25 protein-coding genes are annotated in these 25,280 nt (G+C 73.8%); 18 read left to right on the top strand and 7 right to left on the bottom strand.

Annotation, left to right across the window (positions count from 1 at the left end; translation table 11 throughout):
- Nucleotides 1-4 precede the first annotated feature (4 nt).
- From ftsH to DT076_RS12670, 12 genes are all read left to right on the top strand, one after another.
- Complete coding sequence (ftsH, locus tag DT076_RS12725) at nucleotides 5-2,098, top strand: ATP-dependent zinc metalloprotease FtsH (RefSeq protein ID WP_114127046.1); 2,094 nt, start codon at nucleotides 5-7, stop codon at nucleotides 2,096-2,098.
- Between the two features lie 62 nt (nucleotides 2,099-2,160).
- On the top strand, nucleotides 2,161-2,772 hold the full coding sequence (gene folE, locus DT076_RS12720) for a GTP cyclohydrolase I FolE (protein ID WP_114127137.1): 612 nt from the start codon (nucleotides 2,161-2,163) through the stop codon (nucleotides 2,770-2,772).
- A 358-nt stretch (nucleotides 2,773-3,130) separates the two neighbouring features.
- Nucleotides 3,131-3,928, top strand: a complete 798-nt coding sequence (folP, locus tag DT076_RS12715) for a dihydropteroate synthase (RefSeq protein WP_114127045.1) — start codon at nucleotides 3,131-3,133, stop codon at nucleotides 3,926-3,928.
- Between the two features lie 190 nt (nucleotides 3,929-4,118).
- Nucleotides 4,119-4,517 (top strand): dihydroneopterin aldolase, encoded by a 399-nt coding sequence (folB, locus tag DT076_RS12710; RefSeq protein WP_114127044.1) that lies wholly within the window; start codon nucleotides 4,119-4,121, stop codon nucleotides 4,515-4,517.
- Nucleotides 4,514-5,071 carry a 2-amino-4-hydroxy-6-hydroxymethyldihydropteridine diphosphokinase gene (folK, locus tag DT076_RS12705; RefSeq protein WP_233493926.1) on the top strand — a complete coding sequence of 186 codons (558 nt, stop codon included), beginning with the start codon at nucleotides 4,514-4,516 and terminating at the stop codon, nucleotides 5,069-5,071. Before folB ends, folK begins: the two co-directional genes overlap by 4 nt.
- A gap of 46 nt (nucleotides 5,072-5,117) precedes the next feature.
- Nucleotides 5,118-5,567, top strand: a complete 450-nt coding sequence (locus DT076_RS12700) for a DUF3180 domain-containing protein (RefSeq protein ID WP_158548126.1) — start codon at nucleotides 5,118-5,120, stop codon at nucleotides 5,565-5,567.
- Nucleotides 5,568-5,598: 31 nt separating this feature from the next.
- Nucleotides 5,599-6,288: a hypothetical protein gene (locus DT076_RS12695; RefSeq protein ID WP_114127042.1), complete on the top strand. Its 690-nt coding sequence runs from the start codon at nucleotides 5,599-5,601 to the stop codon at nucleotides 6,286-6,288.
- 125 nt (nucleotides 6,289-6,413) lie between these two features.
- Nucleotides 6,414-6,755, top strand: coding sequence for a histone-like nucleoid-structuring protein Lsr2 (locus DT076_RS12690; protein WP_114127041.1), 342 nt, complete (start codon nucleotides 6,414-6,416; stop codon nucleotides 6,753-6,755).
- A 282-nt stretch (nucleotides 6,756-7,037) separates the two neighbouring features.
- Entirely contained in the window at nucleotides 7,038-9,575 is a 2,538-nt protein-coding gene (locus tag DT076_RS12685) for an ATP-dependent Clp protease ATP-binding subunit (RefSeq protein WP_114127040.1), read from the top strand.
- Nucleotides 9,576-9,745: 170 nt separating this feature from the next.
- Complete coding sequence (locus tag DT076_RS12680) at nucleotides 9,746-10,597, top strand: EamA family transporter (protein WP_233493925.1); 852 nt, start codon at nucleotides 9,746-9,748, stop codon at nucleotides 10,595-10,597.
- A gap of 123 nt (nucleotides 10,598-10,720) precedes the next feature.
- Entirely contained in the window at nucleotides 10,721-11,659 is a 939-nt protein-coding gene (locus DT076_RS12675; RefSeq protein WP_114127038.1) for an alpha/beta hydrolase family protein, read from the top strand.
- 63 nt (nucleotides 11,660-11,722) lie between these two features.
- Nucleotides 11,723-12,706: a squalene cyclase gene (locus DT076_RS12670; RefSeq protein WP_114127037.1), complete on the top strand. Its 984-nt coding sequence runs from the start codon at nucleotides 11,723-11,725 to the stop codon at nucleotides 12,704-12,706.
- Here the strand turns inward: DT076_RS12670 and DT076_RS12665 are convergent.
- Nucleotides 12,703-13,329 (bottom strand): hypothetical protein, encoded by a 627-nt coding sequence (locus DT076_RS12665; RefSeq protein WP_114127036.1) that lies wholly within the window; start codon nucleotides 13,327-13,329, stop codon nucleotides 12,703-12,705. The two genes, DT076_RS12670 and DT076_RS12665, sit on opposite strands and share 4 nt — an antisense overlap.
- A 172-nt stretch (nucleotides 13,330-13,501) precedes the next feature.
- Entirely contained in the window at nucleotides 13,502-14,395 is an 894-nt protein-coding gene (locus tag DT076_RS12660; RefSeq protein WP_114127035.1) for an HhH-GPD family protein, read from the bottom strand.
- A gap of 82 nt (nucleotides 14,396-14,477) precedes the next feature.
- Here DT076_RS12660 and DT076_RS19660 point away from each other — a divergent pair, with 82 nt between their 5' ends.
- On the top strand, nucleotides 14,478-15,248 hold the full coding sequence (locus DT076_RS19660) for a hypothetical protein (protein WP_199539153.1): 771 nt from the start codon (nucleotides 14,478-14,480) through the stop codon (nucleotides 15,246-15,248).
- A 21-nt stretch (nucleotides 15,249-15,269) separates the two neighbouring features.
- On the opposite strand, the gene disA is transcribed toward DT076_RS19660, so the two are convergent.
- Both disA and radA read right to left on the bottom strand, forming a co-directional pair.
- On the bottom strand, nucleotides 15,270-16,328 hold the full coding sequence (gene disA, locus DT076_RS12645; RefSeq protein ID WP_233493923.1) for a DNA integrity scanning diadenylate cyclase DisA: 1,059 nt from the start codon (nucleotides 16,326-16,328) through the stop codon (nucleotides 15,270-15,272).
- A 55-nt stretch (nucleotides 16,329-16,383) separates the two neighbouring features.
- Nucleotides 16,384-17,805 (bottom strand): DNA repair protein RadA, encoded by a 1,422-nt coding sequence (gene radA / locus DT076_RS12640; protein WP_114127032.1) that lies wholly within the window; start codon nucleotides 17,803-17,805, stop codon nucleotides 16,384-16,386.
- Nucleotides 17,806-18,002: 197 nt separating this feature from the next.
- On the opposite strand from radA, the gene DT076_RS12635 reads away from it, so the two are divergent.
- On the top strand, nucleotides 18,003-19,040 hold the full coding sequence (locus DT076_RS12635) for an LLM class flavin-dependent oxidoreductase (protein ID WP_114127031.1): 1,038 nt from the start codon (nucleotides 18,003-18,005) through the stop codon (nucleotides 19,038-19,040).
- Nucleotides 19,041-19,089: 49 nt separating this feature from the next.
- Here the strand turns inward: DT076_RS12635 and hisC are convergent, their stop codons facing one another.
- From hisC to DT076_RS12620, 3 genes are read right to left on the bottom strand one after another with little or no spacing between them, the layout of a single operon-like run.
- Nucleotides 19,090-20,181, bottom strand: coding sequence for a histidinol-phosphate transaminase (gene hisC / locus DT076_RS12630; RefSeq protein ID WP_114127030.1), 1,092 nt, complete (start codon nucleotides 20,179-20,181; stop codon nucleotides 19,090-19,092).
- A 34-nt stretch (nucleotides 20,182-20,215) separates the two neighbouring features.
- Complete coding sequence (locus tag DT076_RS12625) at nucleotides 20,216-20,857, bottom strand: VOC family protein (protein ID WP_114127029.1); 642 nt, start codon at nucleotides 20,855-20,857, stop codon at nucleotides 20,216-20,218.
- Nucleotides 20,858-20,906: 49 nt separating this feature from the next.
- A complete protein-coding gene (locus tag DT076_RS12620) occupies nucleotides 20,907-21,644 on the bottom strand; it encodes a hypothetical protein (protein WP_114127028.1) in 738 nt (245 codons plus the stop codon).
- A 41-nt stretch (nucleotides 21,645-21,685) separates the two neighbouring features.
- Here DT076_RS12620 and DT076_RS12615 point away from each other — a divergent pair, with 41 nt between their 5' ends.
- Genes DT076_RS12615 through DT076_RS12600 form a run of 4 tightly spaced genes read left to right on the top strand, consistent with a single transcriptional unit; the run spans nucleotide 21,686 to nucleotide 25,198 of the window.
- Nucleotides 21,686-22,444, top strand: a complete 759-nt coding sequence (locus DT076_RS12615) for a VOC family protein (RefSeq protein ID WP_114127027.1) — start codon at nucleotides 21,686-21,688, stop codon at nucleotides 22,442-22,444.
- 39 nt (nucleotides 22,445-22,483) lie between these two features.
- Complete coding sequence (locus DT076_RS12610) at nucleotides 22,484-23,401, top strand: Ppx/GppA phosphatase family protein (protein ID WP_114127026.1); 918 nt, start codon at nucleotides 22,484-22,486, stop codon at nucleotides 23,399-23,401.
- Nucleotides 23,402-23,435: 34 nt separating this feature from the next.
- Nucleotides 23,436-24,242 carry a sugar phosphate isomerase/epimerase family protein gene (locus DT076_RS12605; RefSeq protein WP_114127025.1) on the top strand — a complete coding sequence of 269 codons (807 nt, stop codon included), beginning with the start codon at nucleotides 23,436-23,438 and terminating at the stop codon, nucleotides 24,240-24,242.
- Nucleotides 24,243-24,271: 29 nt separating this feature from the next.
- Nucleotides 24,272-25,198 (top strand): proline dehydrogenase family protein, encoded by a 927-nt coding sequence (locus tag DT076_RS12600; RefSeq protein ID WP_114127024.1) that lies wholly within the window; start codon nucleotides 24,272-24,274, stop codon nucleotides 25,196-25,198.
- Nucleotides 25,199-25,280 lie beyond the last annotated feature (82 nt).

Genomic DNA, 25,280 nt, shown 5'->3' with positions numbered 1-25,280 from the left:
GGTCATGAACTTCCAACGCATCCTCCGTGGGCCCTTCCTGTGGATCATCCTGGCGATGATCGTGGTGGTGCTGGCCCTGGACTTCTTCGACTCGTCGAACTCGTACCAGACCCGCCCGACCTCCGAGGTCGTCGCGCTCATCAACGGCGACGAGCAGCTGAACAGCGTCACGCTGCGCGACGGCGAGCAGCAGATCCTGGTCGAGAAGGCCACCGGTGAGGACAACCGCGTCAAGGCCGTCTGGGTGGGGAACCAGAGCCAGCAGATCATCGACCGGCTGAACCAGCGGGTGGCTGACGGGACGCTGCGCGAGTACGTCGGTGAGAACCCGCAGCCGAGCTTCTTCGGGACGCTGCTGACGACACTGATCCCGTTCATCATCATCGGTGCGCTGTTCTTCTTCCTCATCAACTCGGTGCAGGGCGGCGGCGGCCGGGTGATGCAGTTCGGCAAGTCGAAGGCGAAGGTGGCCAACAAGGACACCCCGAAGTCGACCTTCGCCGACGTGGCCGGCGTGGAGGAGGCCATCGAGGAGCTGCAGGAGATCAAGGAGTTCCTGGCCGAGCCGGCGAAGTTCCAAGCGGTCGGGGCCAAGATCCCCAAGGGCGTCCTGCTCTACGGCCCGCCCGGCACCGGCAAGACGCTGCTGGCCCGTGCGGTGGCCGGCGAGGCCGGGGTGCCGTTCTTCTCGATCTCCGGCTCCGACTTCGTGGAGATGTTCGTCGGTGTCGGTGCCTCCCGGGTGCGCGACCTGTTCGAGCAGGCCAAGGAGAACGCGCCGGCCATCGTCTTCATCGACGAGATCGACGCCGTCGGACGCCACCGCGGCGCCGGCATGGGCGGCGGCCACGACGAGCGCGAGCAGACCCTGAACCAGCTGCTGGTGGAGATGGACGGCTTCGACGTCCGCGGCGGCGTCATCCTCATCGCCGCCACCAACCGGCCGGACGTCCTCGACCCGGCGCTGCTGCGTCCCGGCCGGTTCGACCGGCAGGTCTCGGTGGAGGCCCCCGACCTCAACGGCCGCCTGCAGATCCTGCGGGTGCACGCCCAGGGCAAGCCGGTCGACCCGGCGGTCGACCTGGCCTCGGTGGCCCGCCGCACCCCCGGCTTCACCGGTGCCGACCTGGCCAACGTGCTCAACGAGGCGGCCCTGCTGACCGCCCGGAGCAACCGCCAGTCGATCACCAACGCCGACATGGACGAGGCCATCGACCGCGTCATCGCCGGACCGCAGAAGCGCACCCGGCTGATGAACGAGCGCGAGCGGTTGATCACCGCCTACCACGAGGGCGGCCACGCCCTGGTCGCGGCGGCGATGCCCGGCACCGACCCGGTGCAGAAGCTGACGATCCTGCCCCGCGGCCGTGCGCTCGGCTACACCATGGTGATGCCGGACGCCGACAAGTACTCCAACACCCGCGGCGAGCTGCTCGACCAGCTGGCCTACATGCTGGGCGGGCGCGCCGCGGAGGAGCTGGTCTTCCACGACCCCACCACCGGCGCCAGCAACGACATCGAGAAGGCCACCAAGGTGGCCCGGGCGATGGTCACCCAGTACGGCATGAGCTCGCGGATCGGCGCGATCCAGCTCGGCTCGGGCAGCCACGAGCCCTTCCTCGGCCGCGAGATGGGCGGCGGCGGAGGCATCGACTACTCCCAGGAGATCGCCGCGGTGGTCGACGCCGAGGTGGCCGCGCTGATCAACAACGCCCACCAGGAGGCCTTCGACGTCCTGTCGACCAACCGGGAGGTGCTCGACGAGCTGGTCCGCCAGCTGTTCGAGAAGGAGACCCTCAACCGGGCCGAGGTCGACAGCATCTTCGCCGCGCTGAAGCGTTGGCCCGAGCGCGGGCCGTGGACGGGCTCCGACACCCGCGTCCCCTCGACCGTGCCGCCGGTGCGTCCGCCCCAGACCAACGGCTCGCACCCCGAGGTCGAGCACCCCGCCGGCGGCGCCGCGCTGCCTCCGGGGCACCACCCCGGTGAGGGCGAGCGGCCCGGTGGCGAGCCGGGCGGTCTGCCCGGCTGGCCGCAGCAGCCTCCGGGTGGGCTCGGTCCGGAGGGCCCGCAGGGTCCGCAGGGCCCGCTGCGCTGAGGGCCGGCGTGAGCGCGCACGAGGAGGGGCCCGGCCCGACGCCGTCGTCGAACGGTGACGGGGTGGTGGAGCGGTCCCAGTCCACCCCGCCCGAGCCTGCGGTCGCCCCGGGGTTCGACCACGCCCGGGTCGAGGCCGCCGTCCGCGAGCTGCTGATCGGGATCGGTGAGGACCCCGACCGCGACGGCCTGCTGGACACCCCCGCCCGGGTGGCCCGCGCCTACGCGGAGATGTTCTCCGGGCTGCACTCCAACCCGGCCGACGTGCTGAGCACCACCTTCGAGCTCAGCCACGACGAGATGGTGCTGGTCAGCGACATCGAGGTCTGGTCCTGCTGCGAGCACCACCTCGTCCCCTTCACCGGGCGCGCGCACGTGGGCTACATCCCCGGCCCGGACGGCCGCATCACCGGCCTGAGCAAGCTGGCCCGCCTGGTCGACCTCTACGCCAAGCGCCCGCAGGTGCAGGAGCGGCTGACCACCCAGATCGCGGACGCCCTGGTCCAGCACCTGTCGCCGCGCGGGGTGATCGTGGTGATCGACTGCGAGCACCTCTGCATGACGATGCGGGGCGTCCGCAAGCCGGGCTCGCGGACGGTGACCTCTGCGGTGCGCGGGCAGCTGCGCGACCCGGCCACCCGAGCCGAGGCCATGTCCCTCATCGCGCGGTCATGATCCTGGTGCGCGGGCTCGTGGTCGCGGGTCGCGGGCGGGGGCTCCCGGGAGGTGTCCCGCCCGGTCGAGCCTCCTCCTCGTTCCTCGGAGGAGTTCGCCCAACGCCCGCCACGCCCCGACACCTCCCGGGAGCCCCCGCCCGCTCGGCTGGGTGCGTCGGCTCGCGTCCGTGCCCGTGCTGCTGGGTGCCGGTGTGAGCGGGCTCGGGTGGCCGGGTCGCGTCACGGTCCCCGGCACGCCGTGGGCGTCACCGTCCCCGAGCCCGACTGCCGGCGCGGGAGGCGCCAGCGCATCCACGGGGCGGGAGGCCGGCGCATCCACGGGTGGGGGAACGGTCGCCGCTGAACCGCTGCGGGTGATGGGGATCGTCAACGTCACGCCGGACTCGTTCTCCGACGGCGGGCGCTACCTCGACCCGGCGCGGGCGGTGGAGCACGGCCTGCGGCTGGTCGAGGAGGGGGCGTCCTTCGTCGACGTCGGCGGGGAGTCGACCCGGCCCGGGGCGGAGCGGGTGCCCGAGGAGGTCGAGCTGCAGCGGGTGCTGCCGGTGGTCACCGCACTCGCCGACGCCGGGGTCGTGGTGTCGGTGGACACCATGCGGGCGACGGTCGCCCGGGCCTGCGTGGAGGCCGGCGCGCGGATGGTCAACGACGTCTCGGGCGGGCTGGCCGACCCCGCGATGCTGCCGGCCGTCGCCGGGCTCGACGTGGACTACGTGGCCATGCACTGGCGCGCCCACTCCACCGAGATGGGCTCGCGCGCCCAGTACACCGACGTGGTGGCCGACGTGGTCGCCGAGCTGTCCGGACGCGTCCGGGCCGCCCTGGTGGCCGGGGTCGCCCCGGAGCGGCTGGTGCTCGACCCCGGGATCGGCTTCGCCAAGGACGCGGGGCACAACTGGCGCCTGCTCACCGGTCTCGACGCCCTCACCGCCCTGGGCCACCGGGTGCTGGTCGGCGTCTCGCGCAAACGCTTCCTCGGCACGCTGCTGGCCGACCCCACCGGCGAGCCCCGGCCACCGCGGGAGCGCGACGCCGCCTCCGTCGCGCTGACCACCCTGCTGGCCGAGCGCGGCGTCTGGGCCGTCCGCACCCACTCCGTGCGCGACCACGTCGACGCCGCCCGCACCGTCCACCGCTGGATGCACCCGTCCTGAACCCTGGGAACGCGTATGTCATCGGCGTCACGTCCGGCGTGTCGCGGCGTGTCCCCGCCCGCCGGGGGCGCTGCCGACACGATCCCAGGAATGCTGCTGCGCCGACGGTGACGCCCGTGTTCCGTCCGTACCTTCGACTGCGCGGTTGGGTGGCCTTCGGTAGGGTCGGCCGCGGCGAAGGAGGTGGAAGATGCAGTCGTCGACCGACCTGCGGATCGGCGTGCCCGTGGCCGACCGGGTCACCGTCCGGGGCATCCGCGCCTTCGGCCGGCACGGCGTCCTCGACTTCGAACGCGCCCAGGGCCAGGACTTCGTCGTCGACCTCACCTGCTGGCTGGACTCCCCCCGCGCCGCCCAGACCGACGACCTGGAGGCGACGGTGCACTACGGTGTCCTCGCCGAGCGGGTGGTGGCCGACATCCAGGCCGAGCCGGTGGCGCTGGTCGAGGCGCTGGCCGAGCGGGTCGCCCGCACGTGCCTCTCGTTCGCGCCGGTGACGCAGGTCGAGGTCACCGTCCACAAGCCGAAAGCCCCCGTCACTGTCCAGGTGGACGACGTGTCGGTCACCGTGACAAGGAGCAAGTCGTGACCTCCCCCAACCCCTACGCCATCGACGCCGACACCCTGAGCGGGATGAAGCCGATCCGCCAGGTGGTCTTCGCCCTCGGGTCCAACCTCGGCGACCCGCTCAGCAACCTGCAGGGAGCCGTCAGCTCCTTGCGCGACACCCCCGACGTCATCGTGGTCGACGTCTCCTCGGTCTACGAGACCGAGGCCGTGGGCGGCCCCGAGGGCAACCCGCCCTTCCTCAACGCCGTGGTCCTGGCCGAGACGACCCTGGACGAGACCACGCTGCTCGAGCGCGCTCAGGCGATCGAGGACGCCTACGACCGGGTCCGCACCGAGAAGTGGGGCCCGCGCACCCTCGACGTCGACCTGGTGGTGGTCGGCAGCACCGTGGTCGAGCGCCCCGACCTCACCCTGCCGCACCCGCGGGCCCACGAACGCGCGTTCGTGCTCGTGCCGTGGGCCGAGATCGAGCCGGCCGGCGAGATCCCCGGGCACGGCAACATCACCGACCTGCTCGAGCAGCTCGACGCCTCGGGCGTCCGGCGTCGTGACGACCTCTCCCTCGAGGACTGACGGGGCGCCGCCCCCGGTCCGGCCGACCCCGCTGAGGGTGCTCGCGGTGGCGGCCGCGCTCGGTGTGCTGGGCGCCCTCGCGCTGGCCGCCCTGTTCCGTGCCCTGGAGGCGACGCCACCGCTGGTGCCGTGGCTGTCCCCGGTCGCGCTGTTCGTGCTGGTCGCCTTCGTCGGCTGGCTCGCGCGCAGCGTCCACGTCCGCGTGCAGAAGCGCCGGGAACGGGTGGAGCCGTCGCGCGCGGTGGCCTGGTTGGCCCTGGGGAAGGCGGCTGCCCTGGGCGGTGCGGTGGTGGCCGGGGGATATCTCGGCTACGCACTCAACTTCATCACCCGGCTGGACGCGGCGGCACCCCGCGAACGTGTGGTGTTCTCGGCCTGGTCGGTGCTGGCCGGCATCGCCCTGACGGTGGTCGGACTGGCACTGGAACGGGCCTGCCGGGTGCCGGGGGACGAGGAAAACCCAGAAGATGCCGAAAATACCCCTGAACGTCCCTGAGCCGTCGCCGCTCGCCACTACTATCGGCGCCGTGAGCACCTCCAGCCAGCACGGCGCGTCAGTCGCACCGTCGGGACGCACCCTGTCCATCGCCGTGTTCGCGGTCGGCGCGGTCGTGGCCGTGGCCGCCGCCTTCGGCACCGAGTGGATCATCCGCGCCGGGCTGGCGGTCGCCGTCCTCGCGGGCGGGCTCGCGCTGCTGCTCGCCTGGCGGGCCGCCGCCCGCGCGCTGCGTCAGCAGCGGGAGCGTCACGCCGAGACCCTGCGCGCGCAGGTGTCGGCGCACCGCGACGAGGTGCGCACCGAGCGGGCCAACACGATGGCCGTCCTCGACACCCTCGAGGAGCGCTTCGCGAACCAGCGCAAGCACACCGAGGTGCTGGAGCACCGGGTGACCACGCTGCGCTCCCAGGTCGCCGACCTGCGCCACCAGATCGCCCGGCTGCTGCCCGAGGTCTCCACCCTGCGCGGCGACAAGGCGGCGCTCACCGCCCAGGTCGCCGAGCGCGACGCCACCCTGGTCGAGCTGCGCGCCGAGCTGGCCCGCCGTGAGGCCGAGCTGGTGTCCCTCTCCGGCGGTGAGGTGGTGCACCACCCGCGGATGCTCGACCAGCTGCCCACCGCCGAGCAGATCTGGGCCGACGGCGACCACCCGACGGTGATCGACCTGCGGGCTGTGAACGGGCTGGAGTTCGACGAGCAGAGCCGCAAGCAGGCCTGATTTCCCCCGCTTTTCCCGACTCGCTCGAATCCTCCCGGGTTCGGGCGAGTTTCTTTTTGCCGACGCGTTCCTTGCTGTACTAATGTCGAACTGTTTCGCCGAGCACAGACGAGAGGAATCCGCACATGGCACAACGAGTCGAGATCGTGCTCGAAGACGACATCGACAACGGCCCCGCCGACCGGACCGTGACATTCGCACTCGACGGGGTCGAGTATGAGATCGACCTTTCCGACGAGAACGCCGAGAAGCTGCATTCGGACCTGGCCCTGTGGATCAGCCACGCCCGTCGGGTCGGCGGCCGCCGACGCCGCCAGACCACCCGGCAGGCCGCCAGCAGCAAGTCCGACTCCTCGGCGTCGCCGGCGGAGATCCGCGCCTGGGCGGCCGAGAACGGCATGGAGGTCAGCTCGCGCGGCCGCGTCCCCGACAACGTGCGCGAGGCCTACGAGCGCGCCAACAGCTGACCGGCAGCTGCACCGTGGAGGCACCCCGTGCGCGGCGGGGTGCCTCCGTCCGCGTCCGGACCCGGACGCCGGGTCGTTGCGCCGTGGGCGAACAGCGCACCGGAACAGGCCCGGAGGGGGCACCGTTGCACGGGTGGAGGTTCCCACCCCGACGACGGCACCCGGTCAGCAACCGGCGCCGGACCACCGGAGGGGGAGGGCGCTGACTAGAGTTGAAGCAGGTGCCAGGCGGCACGTCCCCCGAGCGGGCGGCCAGACCCGGCACCTCGTGAGGAGATGACGATGTTCGAACGGTTCACCGACAGGGCCCGACGAGTGGTGGTGCTCGCCCAGGACGAGGCCCGGATGCTCAACCACAACTACATCGGCACCGAGCACATCCTGCTCGGGCTGATCCACGAGGGGGAGGGCGTCGCCGCCAAGGCGCTGGAGTCGCTCGGCATCTCGCTGGAGGCCGTCCGGGAGAAGGTCGAGGAGATCATCGGCCACGGGCAGCAGTCCCCGACGGGCCACATCCCCTTCACCCCGCGCGCCAAGAAGGTGCTCGAGCTGAGCCTGCGCGAGGCTCTGCAGATCAACCACACCTACATCGGCACCGAGCACATCCTGCTCGGCCTGATCCGCGAGGGCGAGGGTGTGGCCGCGCAGGTGCTGGTCAAGCTGGGCGCCGACCTCAACCGCGTGCGCAACCAGGTGCTGCAGCTGCTCAGCGGCTTCCAGGGCAAGGAGGCCGCGACCTCCGGCGCCCCGGAGCAGAGCGGGTCCGGCGCCCCGTCGTCCTCGACGGTGCTCGACCAGTTCGGCCGCAACCTCACCCAGGCCGCCCGGGAGAACAAGCTCGACCCGGTGATCGGGCGCGAGCCCGAGATCGAGCGCGTGATGACCGTGCTCTCCCGCCGCACCAAGAACAACCCGGTGCTGATCGGTGAGCCCGGCGTCGGCAAGACCGCCGTGGTGGAGGGGCTGAGCCAGGCGATCGTGCGCGGTGACGTGCCCGAGACCCTGCGCGACAAGCAGATCTACACCCTCGACCTCGGCTCCCTGGTCGCCGGCTCGCGCTACCGCGGTGACTTCGAGGAGCGGCTGAAGAAGGTCCTCAAGGAGATCCGCACCCGCGGCGACGTGGTGCTGTTCATCGACGAGATCCACACCCTGGTGGGTGCGGGTGCCGCCGAGGGCGCCATCGACGCGGCCTCGATCCTCAAGCCGATGCTGGCCCGCGGTGAGCTGCAGACGATCGGGGCGACCACCCTCGACGAGTACCGCAAGCACATCGAGAAGGACGCCGCCCTGGAGCGCCGGTTCCAGCCGATCCAGGTCGCCGAGCCGTCGATCGCGCACACGATCGACATCCTGCGGGGGCTGCGCGACCGCTACGAGGCGCACCACCGGATCACCATCACCGACTCCGCCCTGGCCTCGGCCGCCCAGATGGCCGACCGCTACATCCAGGACCGGTTCCTGCCCGACAAGGCGATCGACCTGATCGACGAGGCCGGGGCCCGGCTGCGGATCCGCCGGATGACGGCGCCGCCGGACCTGCGCGAGTTCGACGAGAAGATCGCGGCCGTCCGGCTGGAGAAGGAGGCGGCGATCGACGCCCAGGACTTCGAGCGCGCCGCGGGTCTCCGCGACGACGAGAAGAAGCTGAGCGCCGCCCGGGCCGAGAAGGAGGAGGCCTGGAAGGCCGGTGACATGGACGTCGTCGCCGAGGTCGACGAGGAGGTCATCGCCGAGGTGCTCTCCTCGGCCACCGGCATCCCCGTCTTCAAGCTCACCGAGGAGGAGTCCTCGCGGCTGCTCCACATGGAGGAGGAGCTGGGCAAGCGCTACATCGGCCAGCACGACGCGGTCAAGGCGCTCTCGCGCTCCATCCGCCGCACCCGTGCCGGGCTGAAGGACCCGAAGCGTCCCAGCGGCTCCTTCATCTTCGCCGGCCCGTCCGGTGTCGGTAAGACCGAGCTGACCAAGGCGCTGACCGAGTTCCTCTTCGGTGACGAGGACGCCCTGATCTCCCTCGACATGTCGGAGTACAGCGAGAAGCACACCGCCAGCCGGTTGTTCGGCTCGCCTCCCGGCTACGTCGGCTACGAGGAGGGTGGCCAGCTCACCGAGAAGGTGCGCCGCAAGCCGTTCAGCGTGGTCCTCTTCGACGAGATCGAGAAGGCCCACCCCGACATCTTCAACTCGCTGCTGCAGATCCTGGACGAGGGTCGTCTGACCGACGCCCAGGGCCGCGTGGTCGACTTCAAGAACACCGTCATCGTGATGACCACCAACCTCGGTACCCGCGACATCTCGCGCGGGGTGAACCTGGGCTTCACGCGCACGGGTGACGACCTCGGCAGCTACGAGAAGATGAAGGGCAAGGTCGCCGACGAGCTCAAGCAGCACTTCCGTCCGGAGTTCCTCAACCGCATCGACGAGATCGTGGTGTTCCACCAGCTGACGCAGGCCGACATCGAGCGGATCGTCGACCTCATGGTGGCCCAGGTCGAGGAGCGGCTGAAGGACAAGGACATGGGCATCGAGCTCACCCAGGCCGCCAAGTCGCTGGTCGCCAAGCGCGGCTTCGACCCGGTGCTGGGCGCGCGGCCGCTGCGCCGGGCCCTGCAGCGCGACATCGAGGACCACCTCGCCGAGAAGATCCTCTTCGGCGAGCTGAAGTCCGGCGAGATCGTGCTGGTGGACGTCGACGAGACCGAGGGCGCGGAGCACCCGTTCACCTTCACGGGGACGGAGCGCAGCGAGCTCCCCGACGCCCCGCCGGTGGCGCTGAGCGCCGACGGTGGGTCCGAGGGCGGCGAGCAGGCCTCCTGACCTCCCGCCGGGCGGGCTGACCCGCACGACCGCCAGAGGCCCCCGAGCACCCGCTCGGGGGCCTCTGCCGTGTCCGCGGTCGGGCGGCCGGCTCGGCCGACGGACCGGAGGCGGGGAGGATGGACCCCGCCCCGCACCGGGGCGGGGTGCGAGCGCGGGGAGGAGGGCCGGTGTCTCTGCTGGAGCGGGTGCCCCCGGTCTGGTTGGTGCTGACCGCGATCGTCTCCCTCCAGGTCGGCGCCGCGATCGCCAAGGACGGGTTCGCGCTGGTCGGCCCGCTGGTGTTCGTCCTGCTGCGGCTGGCGACCTCGGCCGTGGTGCTGCTGGCGGTGGCGGGGCCACGGCTGACGGGTCGGCACCGGGGCGACTGGCTGGTCGTCCTCGGCTACGGGGTGTGCCTGGCCGGCATGAACGTCGCCATCTACCAGGCCTTCGCCCGGATCCCGCTCGGCATGGCGGTGACCATCGAGTTCCTGGGTCCGCTGGCGGTGGCCGTGCTGGGCTCGCGTCGGCCCCGCGACCTGGTGTGGGTGGGGCTGGCCGGCGTCGGGGTGGCGCTGCTCGGCTTCGACCCGACCGGGTTGGACCCCGTCGGCGTCGGGTTCGCGGTGCTGGCGGCGCTGTTCTGGGCGGGCTACATCCTGCTCGGGGCACGGACCGCCCGCCGCTGGGAGGGGGTGTCGGGGCTGGCGGTGGCCAGCCTGTTCGGCGTCCTGCTGGCCGGGGCGCCTGGCCTGCTGGAGGGCGGCGCCCTGCTGCTCGACCCACGGGTGCTGGCGCTGGGGCTGGCCGTCGGCGTCCTCTCCTCGGTGCTGCCCTACAGCCTCGAGCTGACCGCGCTGCGCCGGATGCCGCCGCGGGTGTTCGGGGTGCTGATGAGCCTGGAGCCGGCGGCCGCGGCCCTGGCGGCGCTGGTGCTGCTCGGGGAGCGGCTCACCGGCGCGCAGTGGCTCGCCCTGGGCTGCGTCGTGGTGGCCAGCGTCGGTGCCACCCGGGCTCCCCGCGCCGTGCCCGACGGGTAGTCCGGGGCCACCCCCGTGGCGTCGCCCTCCGGCGTACGGTCGGCATCGACGACGCGGTCCCGCTCGGAGGGCCGCACGAGATCGCAGACCCGCGCGGATGAGCGCGGGAGGTGAGGAGGAGCGGTGAGCGAGGACCACCGGACGCTGTCGGTGAGCGGTCCCCGGGACCGGCTGCGGGAGCTGCTGGGGCTGACCGAGGCCGAGCTGTCCGGGCCGGCGGTGGTCGAGCCCGACACCGAGGCGCCGGCCCCTCCGGGTGGACGGGCCGTCCGGCTCGTCACCGGGCACGGCACCGTGGTGGCGTCGTTCCTGCTCCAGCCACCACCGGAACGGTCCAACGGGGCCGGCGTGGTGCTGGTCGCCGGGCACGGCCGCGGCACCGACGACCTGGTGCGCAGCGACCCGGCCGACGCCTACCACGACGGCCTGGCCCACAAGATGGTGCGGGCCGGGTTCACCGTGCTGTGCCCGGAGATGCTCAGCTTCGGCCGGCGCCGGTTCCCGCGGCCGCCCGGTGCGACACCCTACGAGGAGGGCGAGAGCTCGTGCGGCGTGGACGCCGCCCGCACCCTGCTCGAGGGCCGGCCGGTGCTGGGGCACCGGGTGGCGGACGCGCTGGCGGCGGTCCGGGCGCTGGGCCGGCTGCCCGGCGTGGCGCCGGACCGGGTGGTGGTGGCCGGTGGCTCCGGCGGCGGAGCCGTCGCGCTGCTGTCCGCGGCCGTCGACTGCGGGGTGGCCGGTGCGCTGGTCGCGACCTACTTCTCCTCCTTCGCGGCCAGCATCTGCGCCATCCGCCACTGCCCCTGCAACATCGTGCCGGGGCTGCTGCCCGATCTGGAGATGGCCGACATCGCCGCGCTCGTCGCGCCGCGTCCGCTGGTCCTCGAGGCGGGGGAGCGCGACGCCATCTTCCCGGTCGCGGCGGCCCGGGAGTCCCACGCCCGGCTGGAACCCGTGTGGGCGGCCGCCGGCGGACCCCCGCCACCGCTGGTCGTCACCGACGGCGGCCACGCCTTCCGGGCGGAGGAGTCCCTCCGGCTGCTGACGGCCCTGGTCGGCTGACCCGACCCGAGGACGGCGGCCGGGGGCTCCCGCGGCGGACGTCCGACCGCTACGGTTCGGACCATGAGCGAGGACGCCCTGCTCAACTGGCTGCTGGACAGCGACCCGTCGCTGCGCTGGCAGGTCGAGCGCGACCTGGTCGGCGCTCCGCCGCAGGTCTGGCAGGCCACCCGGGGCCAGGTCAGCACCGAGGGCGACGGCGCCCGGCTGCTCGCGCTGCAGGACCCCGACGGCCAGTGGGCCGGTGGGGCGTTCTTCCCCGCCGGCTTCGACTTCACCGAGCCCACCGCGGACGAGCCCGCCGGGCAGCCGTGGACCGCCACCACCTGGACGCTGAACACGCTGCGCGAGTGGGGTACCGACGCCGCCGCCCTCGGCGACACCGCGGAGCGGCTGGCCGTGAACAGCCGCTGGGAGTACGACGACCTGCCCTACTGGGGCGGTGAGGTCGACTGCTGCATCAACGCCTGGACGCTGGCCAACGGCGCCTGGCTGGGCGTCGACGTCGCGCCGCTGGCAGGCTGGTTCGCCGAGCACCAGCTGGCCGACGGCGGCTGGAACTGCGAGTGGGTGGAGGGCTCGACCCGCTCCTCGTTCCCCTCCACGCTCAACTCGCTGAAGGGCCTGCTCTGGTACGAGGAGCTGACCGGCGACGACAGCCTGCGGGCCGTCCGCCGCACCGGCGAGGAGTACCTGCTGCGACGTCGGCTGCTGCACCGGCTGAGCACCGGGGAACCGGTCGCCCCGTGGGTGACTGATTTCGGGTACCCGTTCCGGGCGGCCTACAGCGCGCTCAACGCCACCGACTACTTCCGCCGCGCCGCCCTGCACGACGACCGCGCCCCCGACCCGCGGCTGGCCGAGGCCGTCGAGGTGGTGCGCCGCCGGCAGCGGCCGGACGGCAGCTGGCTCCAGGAGCACCCCCAGCGGGGTGCGGTCTGGTTCGCCGAGGACGTGCCCGCCGGGCAGCCCTCCCGCTGGCTGACCCTGCACGGGCTGCGGGTGCTGCGCTGGTGGGACGGGGCGGGCCCGGGTCAGTACACCTAGGCCGTCACCACCGGGAAGAACAGGATCGCGCTGATCACCAGCAGCACGGTGCCGGCGAGGTAGATCGTGCCCAGGATGCCGAAGACGTAGCCGGTCAGCAGCAGCCCCCGCTGCCGGTAGACCTCGGGACGTCCGGCCGCCTCCCGGCGCGCACGGCGTCCCATCACCAGCGCGAACGGTCCGGTCAGCCCGGCCAGCAGGATCCCGAGCAGACCGAGCACGAAGACCGTCGTGGTCTTCGGGTGGTCCTGCAGGGGTGGCAGGTACGGCGGCAGGGACCGACCCGTCGCGGGCGCGCCCCAGGGCTGCCCGGCGGGCGGGGTGGGACCGGGCTGGGCGGCGGCGTCGGACGCGGCACGGCGCGGAGCCGCGGGGCCGGGGCCGTAGCCGGGTCCGGGGTGGTCGATGGGGCCGTCAGGCCGGGGTTCGCCGGGCGGTGGGGCAGCGGGGTGCGGGCCGGCGTCGGTAGGAGCCGGCCCACTGGGCGGGGTACCCGGTGCGGGGGAGGCGGCCGGAGGCGAGACCCACCCGGTGGGCGGCTGCTGCTGCGGGACGCCGGGACCCGCCGGGTCGGCCGGGTGCTCCTGGCCGGTCGGACGGTCGGGGCCGGGCGGCTGGCTCATGTGCTCCTCCTGACGAGACTGGGCCCATGCTCCCACGCCGGCCCGGTCCGTCGGGCGTCGAGCGGAACGTCCGAGGGGTTCTGCGGCGTCAGGCAGCCCCCGGACGTTCCGCTCGCGGTCAGGGACGTCGCTGGTGGGCGCGCTCGAGCACGCCGGCCGGGTCAGGGCTCGCTCAGCGGGGCAGGCCGACGGTGTCGCCGTGCTGCTGGGCCAGACCGTCGGCGAGCAGGCCCTGCAGGCAGCGGGCGGCCTGGTCGGGGTCGTGCCAGCGGGCGAGCAGGGTGGCGCGCGGGACGTCCTGGTCGGCCTCCCGCAGCTCCGCCATCAGCGCGCCGCGGCACTGACGGTCGGTGCCGTGCCAGCGCTGCCCGACCCGCGGCGGGCCGTCCCAGGCCGGGTAGCCCAGCGCGCGCCAGCGGCACAGGTCGCTGACCGGGCACTCCTCGCAGCGCGGACGTCGCGCGGTGCACACCACCGCTCCCAGCTCCATCGACGAGACCGCCCAGCGCGCCGCCGTCTCAGGATCCTCCGGCAGCACGGCGGCAGCCCGGCGCCGCTCCGCGACCGTGGGCGTCCGGTCGGGGTGCGCGCGGCCGTCGAGGGTGCGGGCGAGCACCCGGCGGACGTTGGTGTCGAGCACCACGTGCCGCTGCCGGTGGGCGAAGCTGGCGACCGCGGCCGCGGTGTACTCCCCGACCCCGGGCAGGGCCAGCAGCGCCGCGTGCTCGGTGGGGACCCGTCCGCCGTGCTCCTCCACCACGACCCGGGCGGCGGCCTGCAGCCGCAGCGCCCGCCGTGGGTAGCCGAGGCGGCCCCAGGCCCGCAGCACCGCCTCGGTCGGCGCGTCGGCGAGGTCCGCGGGCTCGGGCCAGCGCTCCATCCAGGCCCGCCAGGGGTCCAGCACGCGGGCCACCGGCGTCTGCTGCAGCATGAACTCGCTCACCAGCACGGCCCACGGGCTGGTGCCCCGACGCCGCCACGGCAGGTCGCGGGCCTCCCGGTCGTACCAGGCCAGGGTGCACCGCACCAGCGCCTCGGTCCCGGGGTCGGCGGCTGCAGCGGACATCCGGTCCAGCGTAGGGCCACCCGGGCTGCGCCACACCGCGCGCCTGGCCGGATCCGGCGGTCCGGCTCCCTAGTCTGACGCCATGAGCTCCGTGCTGCACCCCGCCGGCCCGGAGGAGCCACGCGTCTACTGGATGCGGCGTGCGGCCGTCCTCGCCGTGGTCGCCCTGGTGGTGCTCGTGCTGGTGTGGGCGTTCCGGCCCTCCGGCGACGACGTGCTGGCCGTCCCGGCCGACACGCCCAGCCCCACCGCGCCGTCGTCCGAGGCCTCGCCCTCGGTCGACCCCACGGAGACGGCCGGGGACGCCGAGACCGCAGAGCCGACCCCGACCCCGACCCCGAAGGCGACCGCCACCGCGAAGTCGACCCCGACCGCGAAGCCGACCCCGACGCCCACCCCGAAGCCGACGCCCACCCCGACCCGGGACGCAGGCGCTCGAGCCGAGGAGGAGGAGCAGGAGGCCGACCCGGTCACCTGCGACTCCGAGCAGCTGCGGGTGACGCTGGTCGGCTCGGGCAGCGTGCGCAGCGGCGAGGACCAGGAGCTCGCGCTGTCGGTGATCAACGGCATGTCCGAGGCCTGCCAGCTCATGCTGGACGAGAAGACCTTCGAGCTGCGCATCTACTCCGGCACCGACCGGATCTGGACCACCGACCACTGCGCGGCGTGGGTGCCGGCGAAGACCACCACCCTGCAGCCGGAGCAGGCCCACGAGTGGTCGATGACCTGGCCCGGGCTGCGCAGCGACGGCGACTGCAGCCTCACCGACACGCCGCTGCGAGCGGGCACCTACGTCGCCACCGCGCTCTTCCAGCAGGCCGACCCGGTGCAGCTCGTGATGCGGCTGCGCTGACCGCCCGGCGGGGGCGTCCGGTCAGACCGGCCGCTCGGTGTAGGCCGACTCCGCCACCCGGATCAGCCCCTCGCGGATCGTGCGGGCCCGCTGCTCGCCGACCCCCTCGACCTCCTGCAGCTGAGCCCGGGAGGCGCCGAACAGCGCCTGCAGCCCGCCGAAGTGGGCCAGCAGCCGCTCACCCAGCGCCGCCGGCAGCCGCTCGATCTGGGCCACCTGCCGGTGCCCGTGCGCGCTGAGCCGGCTGTCGAGGTGGTCGTCCTCGGAGAAGCCGACGGTGCGGGCCACCACGGTGGGCTCCAGCAGGGCCGACATCTCCAGCCCGTGCAGGGCGGACGGGTCGAGGGTGAGGGTCTCGGTGCCGTAGTCGCGGGCCACGAGCTCGGCGACCTCCAGCCCACCGGTGTCCAGCTCGCGGGTCTGCAGCTGCAGCAGCCGGCCGTCGGTGCCGAGGGCGACCACGTACTCCTCCAGCTCCAGCTCCAGCCGGCGGACCATCTCCAGCCGCTGCAGCACCAGCACGACGTCCTTGACCGTCACCTGGTCCTGCACCTCCAGCGAGGACAGCTTGTTGAGCAGCGCCCGGAGCCGGACCGCGTAGCGCTCCAGGGTGCGCAGCGCCTGGTCGGCCTGGGACAGGATCACCTGCGACGGCTCCACCGCGTGCCGCCCGTCGGCCAGGAACAGCGCGATCGTCGCCATCGAGGCCGACACCGTGACCGCTCCCACCCCGGTCTGGCGGGCCACCCGGTCGGCGGTGCGGTGCCGGGTGCCGGTCTCCAGGGTGGGGATGGCGGCGTCGGGCATCAGGTGCACGCCGGCGGCGACGATCCGGCTCTGGTCGCTGCTGAGCACGAGGGCGCCGTCCATCTTGGCCAGCTCGCGCAGCGCCATCGGCGTCAGTGGCGTGTCCAGCCGGAAGCCGCCGGTGGAGACCTGCTCGACCTGGCGGTTGCTGCCGAGCACGACCAGCGCGCCGGTGCGGCCGCGTCCCACCCGTTCCAACCCGTCCCGCAGCGGCGTGCCGGGGGCGAGCATGGCGCGGTAGCGGCGCAGCTGCGCCGGGGGGAGGGTGGTCACGACAGCACCCTAGTCGCCGCTCCGGACGGGTCGGCCCGGCTCGACGCGGCGCAGCTCAGCCCTCCGCCGGTGGATCCTCCCGTCGCCCGCGCCCGCCCAGCACGCCGACCGCCTCCAGCGCTCCGGCCAGCGTCATGGCCTGCCGGACGGTGATGCCCCGCGCCGGCTCCGGACGTCCCGCAGCCGGACGCCCGTCGGTCCGCCCCGACGGCGGCAGCACCGCCGCGGTGAACCCCAGCCGGGCCGCCTCCGCGACCCGCCGGTCGGCCGAGGGGATGCGCCGCAGCTCGCCGGCCAGACCGACCTCCCCGAGGGCCACCAGACCGGTGGGCACCGGCCGGTCGGTGGCCGCCGAGGCCAGCGCGAGCGCCACCGCGAGATCGGTCGCCGGATCGGACACCTTGGCCCCGCCGACGGTGGAGACGTAGACGTCGCGGTTGCTCAGCCGGATGCCGCAGCGCCGTTCCAGCACGGCCAGGATCATCGACACCCGGGCGCTCTCCAGCCCGTGCGTGGTGCGCCGCGGCACCTGTAGCGCCGAGGGTGCGACCAGGGCCTGGATCTCGGCCAGCAGGGGGCGGCGTCCCTCCATCGTCACGCTGATGCAGGTGCCGGGCACCGGGTCGACGTGCTGGGAGGTGAACAGCCCCGAGGGGTCGGGCACCTCGACGATGCCCTGCTCGGCCATCTCGAAGCAGCCCACCTCGTCGGCGGGGCCGAAGCGGTTCTTGGTGGCCCGCACCATCCGGAAGCCGGAGTGACGGTCGCCCTCGAAGGCCAGCACCACGTCCACCAGGTGCTCCAGCAGCCGCGGGCCGGCGATGGTGCCGTCCTTGGTGACGTGGCCGACGATGACCACCGCCATCCCGCGCCGCTTGGCCACCCGCACCAGCGCGCCGGTGACCTCGCGGATCTGGGTGACACCACCCGGTGAGCCCTCCGCCTCCGCCGCGCCGACGGTCTGCACGGAGTCGAGCACCATCAGCGAGGGCGAGACCTCCTCGATGTGGCCGAGGACGGTGCCCAGGTCGGTCTCGGCGGCGAGGTAGAGGTCGTCGACGACCGCGCCGGTGCGTCCGGCCCGCAGCCGCACCTGGGCCGCGGACTCCTCTCCGGTGACGTAGAGGGTGCGCCGGCCCGCCCCGGCCCAGCGGGCCGCCACCTCGAGCAGCAGGGTGGACTTGCCGACGCCGGGCTCACCGGCCAGCAGCAGCACCGCCCCGGGCACCAGCCCGCCGCCGAGCACCCGGTCGAGCTCGCCGATGCCGGTCAGCGTCCGGCTGGCGGCGTCCGCGGCGACGTCGGAGATCGGGACGGCCTTGGCGGTCGGCACCGCGCTCTGCACCGCCTTGAGCTTCGGTGCCCCCTGCTCGACCATCGAGCCCCAGGTCTGGCACTCGCCGCACCGCCCGACCCAGCGCACGCTGCTCCACCCGCACTCGCTGCAGGTGAACCCCGCCCTCGCCGCCTTCGCCATGGCCCCGACAGTAGAGCGCCGCACCGACACCCGCGTCCCGTCCGCGCCGCCGTCCACACCCGCCCGGTCCCACCCGACCGCCGCTGTGGGCGATCCGTCGGTCCGGAGGCGCCGGGAGTGACGATCTGCCCACAGCGGGCGGAATGCGATCGGGCCCGATATGGTTGAACGGTCAACAATTGACCAGGAGGAGCATCATGAGCCAGCCGTCCGACCTGCAGCTCGGTCTCGACACCTTCGGCGACGTCACCGCCGACCCCGACGGACGGCCCGTGCCGCAGGCGCAGGTGATCCGGGACGTGGTCGAGCAGGGGGTGCTGGCCGACCGCGTCGGCGTCGACGCCTTCGGCATCGGTGAGCACCACCGCGACGACTACGCGGTCTCCGCCCCCGACATCGTGCTGGCCGCCATCGCCGCCCGGACCGAGCGGATCACCCTCGGCACCGCCGTCACCGTGCTCAGCTCCGACGACCCGGTACGCGTCTACGAGCGGTTCGCCACCCTGGACGCCGTCGCCCGCGGCCGGGCCGAGATCACCCTGGGCCGTGGCTCGTTCACCGAGTCCTTCCCGCTGTTCGGCCACGACCTGGCCGACTACGAGACGCTGTTCAGCGAGAAGCTCGACCTGTTCGCGGCGCTGCGCAGCGAGGAGCGGGTCCGCTGGGAGGGCACCTTCCGCCCGCCGCTGGACGCCGAGGTGTTCCCCAAGACCGAGCGGGGGACGCTGCCGGCCTGGATCGGCGTCGGCGGCTCGCCGGAGTCGGTGGTCCGCGCCGCCCGCTACGGCATCCCGATGATGCTGGCCATCATCGGCGGCCAGCCCGAGCGGTTCGTGCCCTACGCCGACCTGTACCGGCGGGCACTGGGCGAGCTGGGACGTCCCGAGCTGCCGCTGGGCGTGCACTCGCCCGGCTTCGTGGCCGACACCGACGAGGAGGCGCGGGAGCTGATGTTCCCGCACTTCAAGGCCAACCGGGACCGGATCGGGCGCGAGCGCGGCTGGGGTCCGACCAGCCGGGCGCAGTTCGAGGCCGAGGCCGACGACGGCGCGGTGTTCGTGGGCTCGCCCGAGACCGTGGCGCAGAAGATCGCCCGGGTGGCGCGGACGCTGGGGCTCAGCCGGTTCGACCTGAAGCACAGCAACGGCCCCATGCCGCACGAGCAGCTCATGCACGCGATCGAGCTGTACGGCACGCGGGTCGTCCCGCGGGTGCGCGAGCTGCTGGCCGACTGAGCGCTGCCGCTGCCGCGGCGCATGGACGGATCTCGGAACGCCCCGGCGCTCAGAAGCGGGCGGCCACCTCGAGCACGCGGGCGTTGGCCTCGTCCTCGCCGACGCTGACCCGCAGCCCGGCCGCCGCCAGCGCGACCGGGTCGTCCCCCGTCGGCGGGAACGGGCGCACGGTCAGCGCGGCCCGCTCCAGCGCGGCCGCCCACTCGGCGGTCCGGGCGCCGGCGGGGAGCCAGACGAAGTTGCCCTCGCTGTCGGGGACGTCCAGCCCGAGCCCGCGCAGGCCAGCCAGCAGGGACGTCCGGGCCGCCACCAGGGTGTCCACCCGCTCCAGCAGCGCCGGCTCCGCCTCCAGCGAGGCCAGCACCGCCGACTGCGCCACCGAGGACACCCCGAACGGCAGCGTCACCGCCCGGACGGCCGCGGCCAGCCCGGGCTCGCAGACGGAGTAGCCGACCCGGAAGCCGGCCAGCCCGTAGGCCTTGGAGAAGGTCCGCAGCACCACCACGTTGTCGAAGTCGGCCAGCAGGTCCAACCCGCGGGCGGCGTCGGGGTCGCGGACGAACTCCACGTAGGCCTCGTCCACCACCACCATGACGTCGCGCGGCACCCGCTCGCAGAAGCGGACCAGCTCCTCGTGGCGCACCACCGGGCCGGTCGGGTTGTTCGGCGTGCACACCAGCACGGCCCGGGTGCGCTCGGTGACCGCGGCGGCCATCGCCTCCAGGTCGTGCTCGGCGCGGTCGGTCAGCGGGACGCCGACGCCGACCGCCCCGGGCAGCCGGATCGCGATCGGGTAGGCCTCGAAGGAGCGCCAGGCGTGCACCACCTCGTCCCCGGGTCCGCAGACGGCCTGCAGCAGCTGGTAGAGGACGGCCACCGAGCCGGTGCCGAAGGCGATCTGCTCGCCGTCGACCCCCAGCCGGGCGGCCAGCGCGGCGGTGATCGCGGTGTTGCCGGCGTCGGGGTAGCGGTTCATCGCCCCGGCCGCCGCCTGCACCGCCGCCATCACCCCGGGCAGCGGCGGATAGGGGTTCTCGTTGCTCGACAGCTTGTACGGCGTCAGGCCCGGCGCGGCCTGCGGCGGCCTGCCGGCCCGGTAGACGGGCAGCGCGGCCACGTCGGGCCGGATCCGCACCGGCATCAGCGGGCCCCGCGGGCGGCGTCCAGGCCCGTCATCAGATGGTGACCAGGCCGGTCGGGGTGGCGAAGGTGGCCGAGGCGAGCCCGGGCTGACCCGAGGGGTGGTGCCAGCTCAGCGGTAGCCCGGGCATCAGCTCCTCGGCCGGACCACCGAGCCAGTCGGTCAGCCGCTCGGGGCTGCCGGCGAGCTCGATGCCGACGAGCTCGACATCGGACTGCAGGGCCGCCGGCCGCTCGGACTCGGGGCTGAGCCACTGGACGAAGAAGGGCAGCTGCGGATCGCTCTGCAGCCCCTTGACGCCGAGCTGGTGCCACAGCAGCACCGTCCCGTCGGGCTGCACCCGCCGGCCCTCCACCGCGGCGCGTCCCAGCCGCTGCTCGAACAGGGGGAGCCGCTCCTCGTCGAGGCGGATCACCCAGCCCAGCCAGCCGCCGCCCTGCTCGGACCGGGCGCGCACGGCCTGGCCGAACGGGGCCTTCTCCGAGGCGGGGTGGTCCAGGACCTCCACCACCTCCAGGTAGAGCGGGCCCTTGAGCGGGATGATCTGGTTGCGGGTGCCGAACCGCGGATGGAACCCGCCGTCGACGGAGGCCACCCCCAGCTGCTCGGAGAGCCGGTCGGCGGTGGCCGAGAGCCCGTCGGGTCCGCAGGCGAAGGAGAGATGGTCGACGTGCATGGCCGTCATTGTGGCGAGGACCGGTGCCCACCGGTCGCTTAGGTGTGCCTCACCTGCTGGCCGGGTGGGGCAGGAACCCCTGGGCCTGCTCGCACAGCACGACCAGCTCCTCGTAGGCCGGACGTCCCATCAGCTCGGTCAGCTCGGCCTCGGCGGAGCGGTAGACCGGCTCGGTGCCGACGTGGGCCTCGGTGTTGGACGTGCAGTACCAGTCCAGCTCGTGCCCACCCGGCCCCCAGGCCTCGCGGACGTACTCCCCGATGGTCACCTCGAGGTACTCGGTGCCGTCGGCGCGGGTGACGTCGCGGTAGGTGCGCCGGACCGGCAGCTGCCAGCAGACGTCGGGCTTGGTGCGGGTGACCGGCGTCTGCGTGCGCAGCGCCAGCAGGTGCAGCGCGCAGCCGGCGCCGGCGGGGAAGCCGGCCCGGTTGAGGAACACGCAGGCGCCGTCGACGACCGCGGTCTTGCGCTCGCCGTCCTCGGTCTCCACCCACTCGGGGCGGGCGTGCTGCCACAGCTCGGGGGTGAGCTCGGCGACCGCCTCGGCGACCCGGCGCTCGTCGTCGTCGGCGGAGAAGTGGGCGCCGAGGGTGCAGCAGCCGTCGTCGGGACGGTCGGCGTAGATGCCGGGGCAGCCGCCGGTCGGCGTCCCACCCGCGGTGGAGCCGAACAGGCAGGTCCAGCGCGAGGTGAGCCAGGTGAGGTCGCAGCGGAAGACCTGGTCGGCGTCGGCGGGGTCGACCAGCTCCACCCACGCCCGCGGGAACGGCAGCAGCACCTCGGGCACCCGCCCACGATAGGGGTCCACCGGAGGGCTAGCGTGGCGGGATGCGAGCCGCGCACGTCACCGTCGACCTCGGCCCGGAGGTGGCCGCCGCCGGTCGCGCCTTCTGGTCCACCGCGCTCGGGTGGGCGGTGGGCGAGCCCTGGCCCGGGCACCCCGAGCTCCGCAGCCTGGAACCGCCGGGTGACGCGCCGAGCTGGGTGCACCTGCAGGACGTCGACGCCGGCGCCCGGATCCACCTCGATCTCAGCGTGGACGACGTCGCCGCGACGGCCGAGCGGCTGGTCGGCCTCGGCGCCACCGAGGTGCGGCGCACCGAGGACTGGCTGACGATGCGCTCACCGGGCGGGTTCGACTTCTGCCTGGTGGCCGCCGGTGCCCCGGAGCCCGGCTCGCGCCCAGCGGTGACGACCTGGCCCGACGGGCACCGCACCCGGCTCGTCCAGGTGTGCATCGACTGCCCGCCCGAGCACCACCAGGCCGAGGAGACGTTCTGGCGCCAGGCCACCGGGTGGCGCTGGGACGCCAGCGGCGCGGACTCCGAGTTCACCGGCAAGCTCTTCCCCGACCCGTCCTCGCCGGTGCACCTGCTGCTGCAGCGCCTGGGCGAGGACGAGACCGGCCACCCCACCCGCGCCCACATCGACCTCGGCACCGACGACCTGGACGCCGAGGTCGCCCGGCTGGAGCTGGCCGGGGCCCGGCGGCTGTGGCCCGGCGACGGGTTCGTCGCCCTCGAGGACCCGGCCGGGATGGCCTTCTGCGTCACCGGCAACCCGCCGGAGCGGTCCACCGCGGACTGACCGGACGGGCCGGCGTCCGGGCGCCACTACGTTGGCCCCATGCGGCTCGGAGTGCTCGACGTCGGTTCGAACACCGTCCACCTGCTGGTGGTCGACGCGCGCTCCGGCGGCGCGCCGGTGCCGGCGACCTCGCACTCCCGCCAGCTGCGGATGGCCGAGCACCTCGACGGCGGCTCGCTCTCCGACGACGGCATCGAGGCGCTGGTCGCGATGGTGCGGGACTCCCAGCAGATCGCCGACCGCACCGGCTGCTCCCGGCTGCTGCCCTTCGTCACCAGCGCGCTGCGCGACGCCGGCAACTGCGACGAGGTGATCGAGCGGGTGCAGGCCGAGACGGGCGTCCGGCTCGAGGTGCTGTCCGGGGAGGACGAGGCCCGCTGGACCTTCCTCGCCGCCCGCCGCTGGCTCGGCTGGTCGGCCGGCAGCCTCGCCCTGCTCGACATCGGCGGCGGCTCGCTGGAGCTGGCCGCCGGACGCGACGAGTACCCCGACGTCGCGCTCTCGGTGGCCGTCGGCGCGGGCCGGATGTCGCGGCGCTTCCCCGCCAAGCAGGTGGACAAGATGCGGGTGCACGTGCGCGCCGAGGTCGGTGCGGTGGTCGGTGAGCTGCTGCGGGTCGGCCCGTTCGAGCGGGCGGTGGGGACGTCCAAGACGTTCCGCTCGCTGGCCCGGATCGCCGGCGCCGCCCCGCGCTCGGAGGGGCCCTACGTGCCGCGCCGGCTGACCCTGGCCGACGTCTCGGACTGGGTGGACCGGCTGGCCACGATGAAGCCGGAGAAGCGGGCGGACCTGCCCGGGGTGTCGGAGGGCCGCTCGCACCAGATCCTGGCGGGGGCGGTGGTGGCCGAGGCGGCGATGGAGCTGGCCGGCTTCGACGTCATCGACATCTGCCCGTGGGCGCTGCGCGAGGGGATCATCCTCAACTACCTCGACCACCTGGACGGCGACGCGCGGTGACCGGTGCGCGGGCGCTGGCGCTATCGTCTCGACGGTGAGCGCCCCTGCCTCCCCGGCCCGCCGTCCGACGGTCGCCCTCTCGACGTCGTCGGTCTACCCCGAGTCCACCGCCAGCGGGTTCGAGCTGGCCGGAAGGCTGGGCTACGACGGTGTGGAGGTGATGGTCGGCATCGACCCGGTCGCCTCCGACGTCGACAAGGTCGAGAAGCTGCGTGACTTCCACCAGGTGCCGGTGGTCTCGATCCACGCGCCCACCCTGCTGGTCACCCAGCGCACCTGGGGCTCCGACCCGTGGGAGAAGCTCGAGCGCTCCGCCCGCGCGGCCGTCCAGCTCGGCGCCGACGTGGTCGTCGTGCACCCGCCGTTCCGCTGGCAGCGCGGCTACGCCTCGGGCTTCGAGGCGGGGGTGCGTCGGCTCAACGAGGAGACCGGGGTGAAGTTCTGCGTGGAGAACATGTACCCGTGGCGCACCCCGCGCGGGGAGTTCAAGGCCTACATGCCCGGCTGGGACCCCACCGAGCTCGACTACGAGTACCTCACCCTCGACCTGTCCCACGCCTCCACCGCCCAGACCCAGTCGCTGGACGTGGCCAAGAGCTGGGGCAGCCGGCTGCGCCACGTGCACGTCACCGACGGCAAGGGGTCGTTCAAGGACGAGCACCTCAAGCCCGGCTACGGTGACCAGCGCGCCGGTGAGCTGCTGCAGTACCTGGCCGCCTCCGGCTACGACGGGCACGTGGTGCTCGAGATCAACTCCCGCTCGTCCGGCTCGCGGGCCCAGCGCGAGCTCGACCTGGCCGAGTCGCTGGCCTTCATCCGGACCCACCTGGGACAGGACTGAACCCCGGTCGGGGGCGACAGGAGGACGCGATGGTGCGGACGCTGCTGCTGAAGGCGGCCCGGAACGAGGCGATCAAGGACGCGGCGCTCCGGGTCGGGGTGACCCGCGGCGTGGTCGAGCGGTTCATCGCCGGGGAGGGCGCCGAGGACGCGCTGCGGGTCAGCCGCACCCTCGTCGGCCAGGGCCTGCAGGTGAGCGTCGACCATCTCGGCGAGGACACCCGGGCCGCGGAGCAGGCCGAGCAGGTGGCACTGGCCTACCTCGACCTGCTGTCCCGGCTGGCCGAGGCCGGACTGGCCGAGTCGGTGGAGGTCTCGGTCAAGCTGAGCGCGATCGGGCAGCTGCTGCCCGGGGACGGTGAGCAGCTCGCCCTGGAGCACGCCTCGACCATCTGCGCCGCCGCCCGGGCCGTCGGCTCCGACGTCACCATCGACATGGAGGACCACACCACCACCGACTCGACCCTGGCCATCGTCGCCGAGCTGCGCCGCACCCATCCGAGCACCGGCTGCGTGATCCAGTCCTACCTGCACCGCAGCGAGGCCGACTGCGAGCGGCTGGCCGGCAGCGGCTCGCGGGTGCGGCTGTGCAAGGGCGCCTACTCCGAGCCGGAGTCGGTGGCCTACCAGGGCCACGACGTCGACCGCTCCTACGTGCGCTGCCTGCGGGTGCTGATGGAGGGCGAGGGCCGTCCGATGGTCGCCACCCACGACCCGCGGCTGATCGCCATCGCCGCCGACCTCGCCACCCGCAACCACCGCGCGCAGGACTCCTGGGAGTACCAGATGCTGCACGGGATCCGCCCCGAGGAGCAGCGCCGGCTGGTCGCCGCCGGGCACCCGGTGCGGGTCTACCTGCCGTACGGGACGGACTGGTACGGCTACATGGTCCGCCGCATGGCGGAGAAGCCGTCCAACCTCGCGCTCTTCCTGCGCGGGCTGGTCAGCAAGCGCTGAGCCGCCCTCCCCTGCTCGCGGTTCGAGGTGATAGCGGTGCCTCTGGTGGGCGGGATCACCTCGATCCGGGGGAAGATCGGCT

It is taken from the genome of Desertihabitans brevis, assembly GCF_003327535.1.
Classification (GTDB): domain Bacteria; phylum Actinomycetota; class Actinomycetes; order Propionibacteriales; family Propionibacteriaceae; genus Desertihabitans; species Desertihabitans brevis.
This window is presented reverse-complemented; position numbering and strand designations above follow the sequence as displayed.

Excerpts from the sequence above, each read along its gene's own strand:
- DT076_RS12685 (WP_114127040.1), top strand. The coding sequence starts at position 7,038 with ATGTTCGAACGGTTCACCGACAGGGCCCGACGAGTGGTGGTGCTCGCC.
- hisC (WP_114127030.1), bottom strand. The coding sequence starts at position 20,181 with ATGCCGGTGCGGATCCGGCCCGACGTGGCCGCGCTGCCCGTCTACCGG.
- DT076_RS12665 (WP_114127036.1), bottom strand. The coding sequence starts at position 13,329 with ATGAGCCAGCCGCCCGGCCCCGACCGTCCGACCGGCCAGGAGCACCCG.
- ftsH (WP_114127046.1), top strand. The coding sequence starts at position 5 with ATGAACTTCCAACGCATCCTCCGTGGGCCCTTCCTGTGGATCATCCTG.
- DT076_RS12615 (WP_114127027.1), top strand. The coding sequence starts at position 21,686 with ATGCGAGCCGCGCACGTCACCGTCGACCTCGGCCCGGAGGTGGCCGCC.
- DT076_RS12660 (WP_114127035.1), bottom strand. The coding sequence starts at position 14,395 with ATGTCCGCTGCAGCCGCCGACCCCGGGACCGAGGCGCTGGTGCGGTGC.
- folB (WP_114127044.1), top strand. The coding sequence starts at position 4,119 with ATGCAGTCGTCGACCGACCTGCGGATCGGCGTGCCCGTGGCCGACCGG.
- DT076_RS12600 (WP_114127024.1), top strand. The coding sequence starts at position 24,272 with ATGGTGCGGACGCTGCTGCTGAAGGCGGCCCGGAACGAGGCGATCAAG.
- DT076_RS12610 (WP_114127026.1), top strand. The coding sequence starts at position 22,484 with ATGCGGCTCGGAGTGCTCGACGTCGGTTCGAACACCGTCCACCTGCTG.
- DT076_RS19660 (WP_199539153.1), top strand. The coding sequence starts at position 14,478 with ATGAGCTCCGTGCTGCACCCCGCCGGCCCGGAGGAGCCACGCGTCTAC.
- DT076_RS12670 (WP_114127037.1), top strand. The coding sequence starts at position 11,723 with ATGAGCGAGGACGCCCTGCTCAACTGGCTGCTGGACAGCGACCCGTCG.
- DT076_RS12625 (WP_114127029.1), bottom strand. The coding sequence starts at position 20,857 with ATGCACGTCGACCATCTCTCCTTCGCCTGCGGACCCGACGGGCTCTCG.
- DT076_RS12635 (WP_114127031.1), top strand. The coding sequence starts at position 18,003 with ATGAGCCAGCCGTCCGACCTGCAGCTCGGTCTCGACACCTTCGGCGAC.
- radA (WP_114127032.1), bottom strand. The coding sequence starts at position 17,805 with ATGGCGAAGGCGGCGAGGGCGGGGTTCACCTGCAGCGAGTGCGGGTGG.
- DT076_RS12690 (WP_114127041.1), top strand. The coding sequence starts at position 6,414 with ATGGCACAACGAGTCGAGATCGTGCTCGAAGACGACATCGACAACGGC.
- folP (WP_114127045.1), top strand. The coding sequence starts at position 3,131 with ATGGGGATCGTCAACGTCACGCCGGACTCGTTCTCCGACGGCGGGCGC.